Below are 13,632 nucleotides of genomic sequence, written 5' to 3'. Positions count from 1 at the left end.
GATCCCGTGTTTGTCTTGGCATTTCACAAGCAATTCCAATAGCTTGGCCAAGCTTCCCGACGCCGGAGCTTGATGTCCTTCGCTGACCGAAAATGATCTGGCCTGGCGATCAAAATCCGCGTCCAGATCAGAGGTCCCGGGCACGATCGCGCCAGCATCTGCGGGAGTGCCACGCTGTCGGTCAGCAATGACCGAGCGGTCGTTCGGGACTGATGATGATGGGGGAGATCGTGAGCCGGCTGCGAACCCGCCCTACTGGTATTTTAGCAAGTCGAGAACAGTTTCGCGGCGGCCACACCTTGCCCGGCTACGCAATGCTGCTGCAACTTTCGGACTATATTGCAGTGCAACTTTGATGTAGAAGCACGCTCGCCTATCACGGCAATTTGAACACGGTCAGGCGCGCACCCATATCGGCGACGCGCCCGCGTCATGAAGGCGCGGTGCTGGCCGAACCCGCAGTGGAAAAATGACGATGCCTAAAATCAGGTTTCACAAGCTTGCAGCCATTGTTGTGCTCATTGGTTTCGCGGCGTGGATGGCGACAGGCGAATTCTCGTCGGTCGGCAGCGTAGCGGCCAACAAGGCCAAGGCGGCCGAAGTCGAGCAGGGCAAGACGCCGGATGCGAGCAAGCCAAAGGCGGCGGAAGCCGAACCGAAGGCGCCGCTGCGCACCGTTGCCGTCGTGACGCCGCCGCGCAAGACCTATGCGCGCGCCATCCGCATTTCAGGGCTGACCGAGGCCGACAAGCGCGCGGTGCTCGCAACCCGCGTGGCCGGCGTCATCGACAAGCTGCCGGTCAAGCAAGGCGATCACGTCAAGACCGGCGATCTGGTGCTGATGTTGGCCGCCGAGGAAAAGATCTCGATGGTCGACAATGCCAAGCAGCTTGTCGCGCAGCGCCAGGCCGAGCTGGACGCGTCGCTGCGGCTGATGAAGACCGGCAATTTGCCGAAGCTGCAGCTCGACACCGCCCGCTCCAATCTGACCCTGGCGCAATCGCAGCTGGATACCGCACAGGCCGAGCTCGACCGCAACGAAGTCAAGGCGCCGTTCGACGGTGTCATCGACCGGGTGCCGGTGGAACTCGGCAGCTCCGTCATGCAGGGCGGTGAGGTGGCGACCATCCTCAAGCTCGATCCGGTGATCGCGCGCGGCGAGATCAGCGAGCGCGACCTCGGCTATCTCAAGATCGGTGACAAGGCCAGCGTTCGGCTGGTCAGCGGCCAGACTGTCGAAGGCACGGTGCGATACATCAGCCGCGATGCGTCGTCGGCGACCCGCACCTTCCGTATCGAGGTCGCCATCCCCAATGGCGATGGCTCGGTGCCGGCCGGCATGACGGCGGAGATCCAGCTCAGCGCATTGCCGACCGACGCGGTTCTGCTGCCGCGGTCGGTGGTGACGCTCGGCGACAAGGGCGATCTCGGCATCCGCGCCGTAGGCAAGGACAACAGAGTGGCGTTCTTCCCGATCGATCTGGTCGACGACACGCCGACCGGTCTCGTGCTCGGCGGCATCCCGGCCGATGCGCGCATCATCGTCGCCGGCCAGGAACTGGTGAAGGAAGGCGATGAGGTCAAGCCAGTCGAGGCCGACCAGGCGACCATCAACAAGCTGATCGGCGAAGCCACCGCCGGCACGCAGTAGCGCACGGGCGCGAGCGCCGGGCCCTGCCCGGCGACGTCAGTCCGTTCGCCACTCCCGAAAGCAACAGCAGGCATAAGTCATGGATATCGTCAGACTCGCAATCAACAATGCCCGCCTGACCATCTCGGTCCTGGTTTTCCTGCTGATTGCAGGCTGGGTCGCCTATCAATCGACGCCGAAGGAAGCGGAACCCGACGTTCCGATTCCGATGATGTATGTCAGCCTGATCTATCAGGGCATTTCGCCGGAGGATTCCGAGCGCCTTCTGCTTCGGCCGATGGAAAGCAAGCTGAAAAGCCTGAAGGGCCTCAAGGAAATGCGCTCGGCCGCCTTCCAGGGCGGCGGCTACGTGCTGGTCGAGTTCCAGCCGCAGACCAATCTGGCGACGGCGCTGCAGGATACGCGCTCCAAGGTGCAGGACGGCAAGGCCGACCTGCCGCAGGCGGCCGAGGAACCTGTCGTCACCGAGGTCAACATTTCCGAATTCCCGGTGCTCGTCGTCACACTGTCCGGCGAATTGCCCGAGCGCGTTCTGGCCGCCGCGGCGCGTGAACTGCGTGACCGCATCGAGGAGGTGCCCGGCGTTCTCGAAGGCTCGCTGCAGGGCTCCCGCGACGATCTTGTCGAGGTCGTCATCGATCCGATGAAACTGTCGTCCTATGGTTTGCAGCTCGACCAGCTGATCGGCGCCGTCGGCGCTTCCAACAGCCTGGTCGCGGCCGGCAACATCGAGGGCTCGGAGGGCAAATACGCCGTCAAGGTGCCGTCGTTGATCGAGACTCCGGAGGATGTGGCGGCGCTGCCGGTGGTTGCCGGCCCCAACGCCGTGGTGCAGGCCAAGGACATCGCGACGATCCGCTCGACCTTTGCCGACGCCACGACGATCACGCGCCTGAACGGCAAGCCGGCCATCGCCATCGAAGTCAAGAAGCGCATCGGTGCCAATCTGATCGACACGCTGACGAAGGTCAGGGAAGTGTCCGATACCTTCGTCAAGACGATGCCCGAGGGGATGCACGTCACCTACACGCAGGACAAGTCGGTCTTCGTCAACCAGCTGCTGGGGGACCTGCAGAACCATGTGATGATCGCCGTCATCCTGGTGTTCATCGTCATCCTCTACGCGCTGTCCGGCCGTGCCTCGTTGCTCATTGGCCTCGCCATCCCGTCGTCCTTCCTGATCGGCATCCTGTTGCTGGCGATGATGGGCTACACGATCAACATGATCGTGCTGTTCAGCCTCATCCTGGCGGTCGGCATGCTGGTTGACGACGCCATCATCGTCACCGAATTCGCCGAACGACGGATGAGCGAGGGCATGCCCAAGCAGGAAGCCTTCGCACTTGCCGCCAAGCGCATGGCCGGTCCGGTCATCGCGGCGACGATGACGCGCATCGCCGCCTTCTCGCCGCTGCTGTTCTGGCCGGGCATCATCGGCGACTTCATGAAGTACATGCCGATCACGCTGATCGTCACGCTGTCGGCCTCGATGCTCTATGCGCTTGTCTTCGCGCCGACGCTTGGCGCGATCTTCGCCAAGGCGCCTCAGCATCATGAGGATGGCAATCGCGATGGCTGGTACATGGCTGTCGTCAAGCAAGCGGTGCGCTTCCCCATCACTGTGATGGTGCTCACCGTCATGTTGCTGGCCGGCATCTTCGTTGGCTATTCGAAGTATGGCGCCGGCGTCGAGTTCTTCCCGAGCGTGGAGCCGGATTACGGCCTGCTCTATGTGCACGCCCGCGGCAACCTCTCGCTGGCCGAAATGGACACGGCGACCAAGATTGCCGAAAACCGGCTGCTCGGCTGGCCGGGCCTGAAGTCGGTTTACACCCGCGTCGGCAAGTCCGACGGCGGCGGCCAGGATGTGCCCGAGGACGTTGTCGGCGTCATCCAGTACGAATTCATCGACTGGCGCGAACGCAAATCGGCGAACCAGATCCTGAACGATCTGCGTGGCGTCATGGCCGGCATTCCCGGCGTCGACGTCGAGGTGCGCGTGCCGGAAGCCGGCCCGCCGACCGGCAAGCCGATCCAGATCAGGCTTTCGGCTGTCGACCCCAAGGGACTGGACGAGAAGGCGCGCGCCGTCGCGGCGCGCATCGCCAAGGTACCCGGTGTCATCGACATTTCCGATGGCTTGCCGCCACCCGGCGTCGACTGGGCGATCGAGGTCGACCGCGCCAGGGCGGCGCAATACGGCATCAGCCCAACCTCGGTCGGAACGGTGGTGCAGCTTGTCACCAACGGTTTGAAGCTGAGCGAATACCGGCCGGCTGGCGCTGACAAGGCGGTCGACATCCGGCTGCGCTTGCCGGAGGACCGGCGCACGCTGTCGACGCTCGACGAGCTCAGGGTGCAGACCTCGCAAGGATCGGTGCCGATCTCGAACTTCGTCGTCCGCGAGGCGAAACCGAGTGTCGGCATCCTCAACCGCATCGACGGCGCCCGCACCGTGGTGGTGCAGGCCAACGTCGCCGCCGGCGCCCAGGTCGCCGCCGTGCAGCAGGAGGTCACCCAGGCCGTCACCGACATGAACCTCGGCAGCGGCATACGCTGGAAGCTGGCAGGCTCGAACGAGGACAGCGCAGAAGCCAGCGCCTTCCTCAGCAAGGCCTTTGGTGCCGCGATCTTCCTGATCTTCCTGGTGCTTTTGGCGCAGTTCAACAAGTTCACCAGCGTCTGGCTGGTCTTGTCCTGCGTGGTCATGGCGACGATCGGCGTGTTCCTCGGACTGCTGATAACCGGCGAGACGTTCGGCATCGTCATGTCGGGCATCGGCGTCATCGCGCTGGCCGGCGTGGTGGTGAACAACAACATCGTGCTGATCGACACCTATGACCGGCTGCGCGAAGAAGGCTGGGACAAGATGGAGGCCGTGCTGCAGACCTGCCGTGAGCGTGCGCGACCGGTGGTGCTGACGGCGGTGTCGGCCATCCTCGGCGTGCTGCCGATCGCCTTCGGTCTCGGGCTGGAAATCTTCCATCACGAGACGACGATCAACGCGCCGTCGACGCAATGGTGGATTTCGCTGTCCTCGGCCATCGTCTTCGGCCTGTCCTTCGCCACGGTGCTGACGCTGGTGGTGACACCGTCGATGCTGATGGTGTTCACCCGCGCCAAGGTCAAACCCGGTGCGCGGCGCGGCTTGTTCAGCCGGCTGTTCCGGCGTGGCAAGGGCGAGATCTCGTCGGACGCACCGGCGGTGGATGCCGGTGCGGAACCGGCGATCGCCTTCCCGAAGGCGGCCGAATAGACAGACCCCGATCTGAACGGCAAAGGCCGTCCGGAACAACCGGGCGGCCTTTCGCATTGTCCCTGCACGAGCAATGCGAAGCATTGTCTCGGCAAAACGCGGGGAATGTCTTATGCCCATCAGTACGCTCGTCATCGTCGTCCTGATCCTTGTCCTCATCGGCGCGGTGCCGGCCTGGCCGCATTCGCGCTCCTGGGGATATGGACCTTCAGGCATTGTCGGTGTGGTGCTGATGGGGGTTCTTGTGTTGCTGCTGATGGGGCGGCTCTGAACCGCCTCTTCGGTGCGCGGCGGGCATGGCCCATTGACGTGCGTCAGGCCGCTTTCGACGTGACCTTCGCAATGGCGATGCCGATGTCCTCCAGGGCTTGGGCGACCGCCTGATCGAGCGGCGTATGCGGGATTTCGCCGATGATTCCCTCCAGCCGCGTCGAGGCCAGCTGGTGCGGCTCGAAGCGCAGATAGGACATAGAGACGATCTCGCGCCACATCGCCACGAACGGGCTGCCGGCGCGCAGCACCCACCAAGGCATCGAGGTCATCTTCAGCGGCCGGCCAAGCGCCTTTTCGGCGGCGGCCTTGATCTGCAGGTCGGTGACCGCATGGCCGGGAAAATTCAGCGCCTCATAGGAGCCAAGCTTGTCGAGATTCTTGGCGAGTGCAACGAAGCCCACGGCGAAGTCCGGCAGATAGGCCCATTCATGCACGAGATCGGCCGGACCGGGTGCGGTGTAGACGCCCTTGCTCATCTTGGCGGCGACGACCAGGTCGAACCAGGAGCCGCTGCCGGTGCCGCCGAAGAAGTCCCCGGCGCGCAGCAGAATGGTGCGGACGCGGCCAGCATCGGCCTCGCGGCGGAACAGCTCCTCCATGGCGCAGCGGATGCGGCCCTTTTCCGTCGTCGGGTGGAACGGCGTGTCTTCGGTGATCACCGCCGGCATCGGCGAGCCGTAATTGTAGACGGTGCCGGGAAAGAGATGCAGCGTGTTGTTGGCATGGCAGGCGGCCATGACATTCTCAGCCATCGGCAGGCACTTGCCCCAGTCGGTATAGATCGGGTTGAGGCCGTTGAAGATGATATCGACGCCCTCTGTGGCGCGGATCAGCGATTGACGATCCAGCGCGTCGCCGGCAACCGCGGTGGCACCTTCGAGTTCGGCCGGCACCTTACCCGTACGGGTGACGGCGCGGACATCGAAGCCGGCATCGATAAAGGCCTGGCCGACCACACGGCCGAGCCGGCCATTGGCGCCGAGAATTGCGATCTTGGTCATTGAGTTCTCCTGCTTGGTGCTGGCTGTTGTGTCGTTGTTTGCAGGTCCGAATATGACAACATCACATACGAATAGAAATTGACTATGACTGGAGTTTTGATATTCAAAAATGAATGGCTGATGTCGACTGGAACCTGATCAAGAGCTTCGTCACGGTCGCGGAAACCGGCAGCCTGTCGGCCGCCGCGCGCAAGCTGTCGGCCAGCCAGCCGACGCTTGGCCGTCACATCTCGGAGTTGGAACAGGCGCTCGGCGTCACGCTGTTCCGGCGTGGGCGGAGCGGCTATGCGCTGACGGAAGCCGGTGCCACGCTGTTTGAACGCGGCAAGGCGGTCAGCGAGCAGGCGAGTGCTTTTTCACGGCTGGCGCTGGGCTCGGTCGAGGCCATCGAAGGCACGGTGCGCATCGCCGCCAGCGAAGTGGTGGCTGCCTATGTGTTGCCCGATATGATGGCGCGGCTCGGCCTCGAGGAACCCGGCATCGAGGTCGAGATCGTTGCCTCGAACCAGGTCGAGAACCTGCTGCGGCGGGACGCCGACATCGCCATCCGCATGGTCAAGCCGGCGCAGAACGAACTGGTGGCGCGCAAGGTCTGCGACATCCCGCTCTGCGCCTGCGCGGCCATTTCCTATCTTGATCGGCGCGGCCGCCCGCTCGGGCCGGCCGACCTCGCCGATCACCCGCTGATCGGCTTCGATCGCAGCGACGAGATGATCCGGGGCTTTACGCAATTCGGCCTCCCGGTCACCCGAAGCAGTTTCCGCTTCAGGGCCGACAACCAGATCGTTCTGTGGGAGGCGGTGCGGACGGGAAACGGCATTGGCCTTGGCCAGGAGCCGTTGGCCGACCGCGATCCGCTGGTGGAGAAGGTGCTGCCCGGCCTGCCGCTGCCAAGCCTGCCGGTGTGGCTCGCCATGCATCGCGACGTGCGCAGCAGCGTGCGCATCCGCCGCGTGGCGGATTTTCTCCACGAGGAGCTGAAGCGCTATTCGGCGGGTGCGGGCGCGAATTCGGCGCGGTGAGCCAGGCCCGCCATCAGCAAGACGACGATCAGCAGCCCCGACATGGCGATGAAAATCGGCCCGAAGCTGGAATGCTCGGCAACGAAGCCGATCGCCGACGGCGCCACCAGAATGCCGGAATAGCCCATGGTGGTAACGACGCTCATGCCGGTGCCGGATGACATGCCTTCCTGGTTGCCGCCGGCCGAAAAGATGATCGGCACCATATTGGCGATGCCGAAGCCGCACAGCGCAAAGGCCGCGATGGCGGGCCATGGCGAAGGCGACAGGCCGGCAATCAGCATGCCTGCGGCAGCGACAATGGCCGAGCCGCGCAGCGTCGTGACCGCGCCGAAGCGGTCGCGCACGCCATCGCCGAAGAAGCGCATGATGGCCATGACGCCGGAGAAGGCGGCATAGGCAAGGCCGGCAACGGCAAGGTCGGCGCCAAGTTCCTGCCGCAGATATAGGGCTGCCCAATCGAGCACCGCGCCCTCGGAGATCATCGTCAGCAGCGCCATCAAGCCGACGAGGTAGACCAGCGGGTTCGCCGGCAGCGTGAACTTATGATGCTCGACCGCCTGCGGCCTGTCCTCGGCGACGAGATAGCCGACCGCCAGCGCGATGACCGCGAAGGCGAGCACGGTCACCACCGCGGCATGGGCGAGGTGACCGTAGTGCTGGATGGCAAAGCCGCCGAGCGCGCCGCCGGCGAAACCGCCAAGGCTCCAGAAGCCGTGCGAGGACGACATGATGGCGCGGGACAATTTTCGCTCGACCACCACGGCATTGGCGTTCATGGCGACATCCATACCGCCGATCGAGCCGCCGAAGATGAACATGGCGATGGCCGCCAGCGGCACGTTGGGCGCCAGCGCGACGACAAGCAGGCCGAGGCTGCCGCAGAGGCCGAACCAGCGCAGCACCGTGCGCGAGCCATGTTTCGAAATCAGGTGGCCGCACCAGGTCATGGCGGTGACGGCGCCGGCGCCGAACAGAAGGATCAGCAGGCCGAGCGTGAATTTCGAGATGTCGAGCCGGGTCAGGAACACCGGGATCTGCGGCGCCCAGCTGCCGGTCAGGAAGCCATTGGCGAGGAAAATGGCCGCCACGGCCCATCGCCCACGAATGGCAGTCTGCATGGCGCTTTGTGCGTTCATAGGCGAATCCGGTCCGAAAATGGCTTTGCGCGGCAAATTAGATCGATTCAATTTGTAGTCAAGAACCGCGCTCGAGGAAGTGCTTGGACCAAACGGAGGCAAGCGATCGGGGCGTGTCGACGGAGGACTTAGTGATCCTTCGGCCGCCTCGCCTCGAACTCGGCCTTCTTGGCATCCGACGCTTCCGTCTGGTTGAGCGCCTGCCACTCGGCATAAGACATGCCGTAGACGATCTCGCGCGACTGGTCCTTGGAGAGATCGACACCCTCGGCATTGGCCGCTTCGCGATACCAGTTCGACAGGCAGTTGCGGCAGAAGCCAGCGAGGTTCATCAGGTCGATATTCTGCACGTCGTTTCGTTCCCTGAGATGCTCGACCAGCCGGCGAAAGGCGGCTGCCTCGAAATCGCGCTTCTGCTCGTCGCTGAGTTCAGTCATCGAAACCTCCTTGCCCAGAGACTATTTGGAAATTCTACTCTGGCGGCCATCTGATGGCGTTTTCTGCGCTTCCGGTGCTCACGGACCAATGTCCGCTGCGCTCCGGTTCTCGAAACCACCATCATATGACTCGCCAGAGCGAATTTCGAAACAGTCTCTAGAGCGGCCCGGTGCGCGAGCCGAACATCTTCACGACATGTATATCGGCACGGCGGTCGATCGCGTCAACGATCGGCGCCAGACGCTCGGCCCAGGCGATCGCACCCTTCTGGTCCGCTATCAGATCCTGACGGATCTCGATCAGCGCGTGGGCGTAGCCGTTGACGATGGCGTGCTTGAACATGGTGTCGCCACGCAGCGCGCCGTCATAGGGCTCATTGTCGCCGACGACGAGGATCTTGTCGTCGGCCAGCATATCGATCAGCGGCCGCGCCACCCGGTCGTCCCGATCCCAGAGGATGCCGACATGCCACGGGCGCTGTTTGCCCTGCATGGCCGGCGTGAAGGAATGCACCGAGAAGATGAAGGGCGCCTTGGCGGAAGCCTGCGCGACCGAGGCGATCATGGCGCCGACGGCGTCGTGGTAGGGACGGTAGAAGCGGTCGAGCCGCCTTTCGCGCTCTTCCGGCGCGATGGGATAGTTTCCCGGCACGACGGTGCCGTCATAGAGCTGGCGGATGAGCGTCGGATCGTCCTCGCCGCGATTGGGATCGATCAAGAGCCGCGAGAAATTGGCGATGACCGCCGGCACGTCGAGCAAGGCGGCGAGTTCACGCGTCACCGCTTCAACGCCGATATCGTAGGCGATGTGGCGCTCGAATTCCGCCGCGGGCAGGCCGAGGCTGCCATAGTCCTCGGGCAGGTCGCGGCGGGCATGATCGGCCAGAAGCACGATGCCCCGCTTGCGGTCGCCCTCGACAATGTCGAAAGGCGCGAAAACTGTGGATCGGGTCATTGGCGGGAAATGGTCTGTTCGCTGGCTTCCGGGGAGGATGCTATCGTCATTCCACGAAGACGACGTGTGCGCAATGCCGTTGTTTGGCCAAGGTTTCCCGGGAAATCTGGCAAGGGGCGACGGATAGTGCGCCGGGAGCCTTCCTAAATCGATTGGAATTGGTCAAAACGGCGCGTTGACATGCGCCCGGACTTTTCCGAAAAGGGGCGCAGAGAGATGCTGATGTGGTTCTTGAGGGGTATTGGGATGGGTTCCGCCGGCAGGCAGCGCATGCGCTCTGCCTTTGCCATGCCGTTCCTGATCCTGACCGTTGGCCTGTCGGCGACGGTCATGGCCTCGCCGGCGCGGGCCGATTTCCGCGTTTGCAACGCCACGCAGAACCTGGTCGGCGTCGGTATCGGCTATCGCGCCAAGGCCGGCTGGATCACCGAAGGCTGGTGGCACATTGAAGGATCGAGCTGCAAGACGTTGATCGAAGGGCCGCTGTCATCAAGGTTTTATTATCTTTATGCAGAAGACGCTGAGCGCGGTGGACGCTGGGACGGCCCGATCAACATGTGCGTGGCTGAAAAAGAGTTCAAGATCGCCGGCGTAAACGACTGCGTCGCCCGGGGCTTCCAGCGCGCCGGATTTCAGGAATATGACACGGGCGAACAGGCGAGCTGGATGGTCCAGCTGACCGATGAGCCCGCAACGGGAGGCGCACCAGCCACCCCGGGAACCAACAGTCAATGAGACGCAGCCGCAAGGTCAAGATCCTAGCCACAATCGGTCCGGCCTCCTCCTCCGAGGAGATGCTGAAGAAATTGTTCGAAGCGGGCGCCGATGTGTTCCGCATCAATATGAGCCATACCGACCATGAGTTGATGCGCACGCTGGTCGGCCGCATCCGCGCCGTCGAGGAAAAGGTCGGCCGGCCGATCGGCATCCTCGCCGACCTGCAAGGCCCCAAGCTGCGCGTCGGCAAGTTCGCCAACGGCAAGGAAGTGCTGACGCCAGGCCAGACCTTCACGCTCGACGACAATCCCGAGCCCGGCACATCGACCAGGGTCTATCTGCCGCACCCCGAAATCCTGAGCTCGGTCGAGGCTGGTCACCGTCTTTTGATCGACGACGGCAAGCTCGAGCTGAAGGCCGTGAAGAGCGACGGCAAGTCGATCGTCTGCACGGTCGTCGCCGGCACCACGATTTCCGACAAGAAGGGCGTCAGCCTGCCCGATACCGACCTGCCGGTCGGCGCGCTGACCGAGAAGGACCGCAAGGACCTCGACGCGGTGCTCGCCACGGGCGTCGACTGGGTCGCTCTGTCCTTCGTGCAGCGCCCCGAAGATTTGGCCGAAGCGCGCAAGATCGCGCGCGGCCGGGCGCTGATCATGGCCAAGATCGAAAAGCCGCAGGCCGTTGCCCGCCTGGCCGAGATCATCGAACTGTCCGACGCGCTGATGGTCGCCCGCGGCGACCTCGGTGTCGAGATGCCGTTAGAAGCCGTGCCCGGCATCCAGAAGCAGATCACGCGCGCCGCGCGCCGTGCAGGCAAGCCGGTGGTGGTCGCCACGCAGATGCTGGAATCGATGATCACCGCGCCGGTGCCGACCCGCGCCGAAGTGTCCGATGTCTCGATCGCCGTTTTCGAGGGCGCCGATGCGATCATGCTGTCGGCGGAATCGGCGGCGGGCGCCTATCCGGTCGAAGCCGTGGCGATGATGGACCGGATCGCCACCAAGGTCGAAACCGACCCGACCTATGCCGGCATCATCAACGCCCAGCGCTCCGAGCCGGAAGCGACGGGCGCGGACGCCATTTCACTGGCCGCCCGCGAAATCGCCGAGACGCTGAAACTGTCGGCGATCATCACCTACACGGCGTCCGGCACCACCGGGCTGCGCGCCGCGCGCGAACGGCCGCAGGTGCCGATCATCGCGCTGTCGCCGATCCTCAACACCGCGCGGCGGCTGTCGCTCTTGTGGGGCACGCATTGCGTCGTCTCGCCCGATGCCACCGATCTCGACGACATGGTCAACCGCGCCTGCCGTATTGCCCTTGAGGAAGAATTCGGCAAGCCGGGCGATCGCGTCATCATCACGGCCGGTGTGCCGCTGAGGACGCCCGGCTCGACCAACATGCTGCGCATCGCCTATGTCGGGTCGGACGCGCAGGGCAACCGTTAGAGCGGTTCATCCTTCACGGAAACATCGGCCGAGCGCTTTTCAGGGGTGCGGCCCGAATGGCTTCAAGCCGTCGCGATCCTGAGCGCTCTTGCCGCAGCTTCAGCGTGGTCTATGCGCTGAAGAAACCGGCGCGCACGAAGAACGGCGTCATACAGATACTGATCCGGACCCAGCATCTTTCGCTGATTTAATTCGGCCGTGTCGAGCAAGTCGAAATCGACCTTCTCGATCGTGCAGTGCCAACCGGCACTGTGGGAGGTCCAGCCCCTTCGATGATGATCCAGGAGGCGCTCGCGGCCGGAGTAACCGTGGTAGTCGAAAGCGATGACGCCGTTCGTCACATAGATATGGTTTCCCGCAAAGCTCTCCGCCGGAATGATCCGTTCTGCATGAAATCCCTCAAGAGGGCGATGCTTGAGGAAACACCTGCAAGAATGTGGCATGCGCCGTAACCGAAGAAGATGCGATCCGGCAGCGCCCATCGTCTCTCTGGATTTCTCTTTATGCCATGCTTGAGGACATACATGTCAGGTCGGCGCGAGCTCGGCCTGCGGTTCCTTGATGTCGGCGCACTTGCCCACACCATAGGCATCGCCAGCAATCCGCGCTTCCACCGTTCTGGCCATCGCCTCCAGGTCGATCTCCTTGCCGGCGACCTTCTCGATGGCACCGACGACGAGGTCGGGGGCGATCCAGTCCGGCTTGTGGCCGAGATTGTGGACCCAGATGAGCTCTGCGCCCGAGATGTCGCGTACCAGGCCGACGGAATGGATATGTGCGTAGACGACCTTGTCGCGGTCGCCGGAGATGACCACGGTCGGCGCGGTGATCTCTTTGTAGTGCGGTGCGGCGCCAAGCGCGTAGCTGTAGAGCCCGGCAACGTCGGTGGCGTTGGCGCGAAAGGCTGCAGGCCGTAACACCAGGGGGATCGCGGCCGTGCCGAGATAATTATCCGGCACCTTGTTGGGCGAGAACACGCAGGTCGTGGCATCGGCCATCTGTAACGTGCCAGCAGGATAGGTCAGCGTTTCGGAAAACAGCCGGCCGATCACCGGAACGGTGGTCAGATCGTAGTACCAGGATGTCGCGCCGCCCGGCCAGGGATGGGTTGCCGGCGCCAGGAAGACGAGACCGAGCGTCTTGTCGGCATGCTCGCGGCCGAAAGCCGTCGTCACCACGCCGCCGAAGGAATGGCCAACGATGATCGCCTTCTTGATGCCGAGGCGGTCCATCAGCGCGGCGATGGTCTTGACCTGCGCCGACGGATCCTCATTGTTGCCAGGCCCACGCCCCGACCAGCCAAAGCCCGGCCGGTCGAAGAACAGCATTTCGGCGCGGCCTTCGAGCAGCGGCCGGAGCGGCAGCATCTGATCCCTGAGATTGGCGCTGGCGCCGTGGATGAAGACGATCGGTGGCAGCTCCGCATTGGCGGGTGCCGGAATGTGGACATAGTGGATACGGGCGCCGCCGATGTCGGCGAATTCACCAATGGGCGGATTGCGGCGCTCGATCAGCCATGAGCCGACGCGCGTAACGCCGACGAGGCTGAAAACGAGTGCGAGGAGAAAGGCGAACGCGGCGGAGATCAGGTTCATGCGGGGAGATACGGGATGGGACGGGATAAGTTTGGTAGGGCAGTAGGGCAGTAGGGCAGTAGGGCAGTAGGGCAGTAGGGCAGTAGGGCAGTAGGGTGAGTGTTCCGCGGTACCCTTACTGCCTTACTGCCTTAC

At 63.7% G+C, this 13,632-nt stretch carries 12 protein-coding genes; 6 read left to right on the top strand and 6 right to left on the bottom strand.

The features are described from left to right. Positions 1–475 precede the first annotated feature (475 nt). From HB778_RS11440 to HB778_RS11430, 3 genes are all read left to right on the top strand, one after another. Entirely contained in the window at positions 476–1,651 is a 1,176-nt protein-coding gene (locus HB778_RS11440) for an efflux RND transporter periplasmic adaptor subunit (RefSeq protein WP_095201389.1), read from the top strand. Positions 1,652–1,730: 79 nt separating this feature from the next. After that, complete coding sequence (locus HB778_RS11435; protein ID WP_183463866.1) at positions 1,731–4,907, top strand: efflux RND transporter permease subunit; 3,177 nt, start codon at positions 1,731–1,733, stop codon at positions 4,905–4,907. A gap of 112 nt (positions 4,908–5,019) precedes the next feature. After that, positions 5,020–5,178, top strand: coding sequence for a DUF3309 family protein (locus tag HB778_RS11430; protein ID WP_183463864.1), 159 nt, complete (start codon positions 5,020–5,022; stop codon positions 5,176–5,178). Between the two features lie 43 nt (positions 5,179–5,221). Here HB778_RS11430 and HB778_RS11425 read toward each other — a convergent pair whose 3' ends face one another. Next, positions 5,222–6,181 carry an SDR family oxidoreductase gene (locus HB778_RS11425; RefSeq protein WP_183463862.1) on the bottom strand — a complete coding sequence of 320 codons (960 nt, stop codon included), beginning with the start codon at positions 6,179–6,181 and terminating at the stop codon, positions 5,222–5,224. A 113-nt stretch (positions 6,182–6,294) separates the two neighbouring features. On the opposite strand from HB778_RS11425, the gene HB778_RS11420 reads away from it, so the two are divergent. Beyond that, entirely contained in the window at positions 6,295–7,203 is a 909-nt protein-coding gene (locus tag HB778_RS11420) for a LysR family transcriptional regulator (protein WP_183463860.1), read from the top strand. On the opposite strand, the gene HB778_RS11415 is transcribed toward HB778_RS11420, so the two are convergent. The 3 genes from HB778_RS11415 to HB778_RS11405 all read right to left on the bottom strand — a co-directional run bounded on the left by HB778_RS11415 (position 7,167) and on the right by HB778_RS11405 (position 9,734). Further along, positions 7,167–8,342: an MFS transporter gene (locus tag HB778_RS11415; protein ID WP_183463858.1), complete on the bottom strand. Its 1,176-nt coding sequence runs from the start codon at positions 8,340–8,342 to the stop codon at positions 7,167–7,169. The genes HB778_RS11420 and HB778_RS11415 overlap by 37 nt on opposite strands. Before the next feature lie 128 nt (positions 8,343–8,470). After that, positions 8,471–8,779, bottom strand: a complete 309-nt coding sequence (locus HB778_RS11410; RefSeq protein ID WP_183463857.1) for a DUF1244 domain-containing protein — start codon at positions 8,777–8,779, stop codon at positions 8,471–8,473. Between the two features lie 157 nt (positions 8,780–8,936). Next, complete coding sequence (locus HB778_RS11405) at positions 8,937–9,734, bottom strand: N-formylglutamate amidohydrolase (RefSeq protein WP_183463855.1); 798 nt, start codon at positions 9,732–9,734, stop codon at positions 8,937–8,939. 288 nt (positions 9,735–10,022) lie between these two features. On the opposite strand from HB778_RS11405, the gene HB778_RS11400 reads away from it, so the two are divergent. Then, positions 10,023–10,469 (top strand): DUF1036 domain-containing protein, encoded by a 447-nt coding sequence (locus HB778_RS11400; RefSeq protein WP_244661977.1) that lies wholly within the window; start codon positions 10,023–10,025, stop codon positions 10,467–10,469. Next, positions 10,466–11,902, top strand: coding sequence for a pyruvate kinase (gene pyk / locus HB778_RS11395; RefSeq protein WP_095201200.1), 1,437 nt, complete (start codon positions 10,466–10,468; stop codon positions 11,900–11,902). The genes HB778_RS11400 and pyk overlap by 4 nt, the downstream gene beginning before the upstream one ends. A 62-nt stretch (positions 11,903–11,964) precedes the next feature. Here pyk and HB778_RS11390 read toward each other — a convergent pair whose 3' ends face one another. Together HB778_RS11390 and HB778_RS11385 are read right to left on the bottom strand one after the other, a co-directional pair. Then, positions 11,965–12,384 carry a hypothetical protein gene (locus HB778_RS11390; RefSeq protein ID WP_244661892.1) on the bottom strand — a complete coding sequence of 140 codons (420 nt, stop codon included), beginning with the start codon at positions 12,382–12,384 and terminating at the stop codon, positions 11,965–11,967. A 45-nt stretch (positions 12,385–12,429) separates the two neighbouring features. Further along, on the bottom strand, positions 12,430–13,497 hold the full coding sequence (locus HB778_RS11385; protein WP_183463851.1) for an alpha/beta fold hydrolase: 1,068 nt from the start codon (positions 13,495–13,497) through the stop codon (positions 12,430–12,432). Positions 13,498–13,632: the final 135 nt, after the last annotated feature.

This window comes from Mesorhizobium huakuii (assembly GCF_014189455.1).
Taxonomy (GTDB): domain Bacteria; phylum Pseudomonadota; class Alphaproteobacteria; order Rhizobiales; family Rhizobiaceae; genus Mesorhizobium; species Mesorhizobium huakuii_A.
Note: the sequence above shows the minus strand (reverse complement) of the source record. Positions and strands in the feature narration are given on the sequence as shown.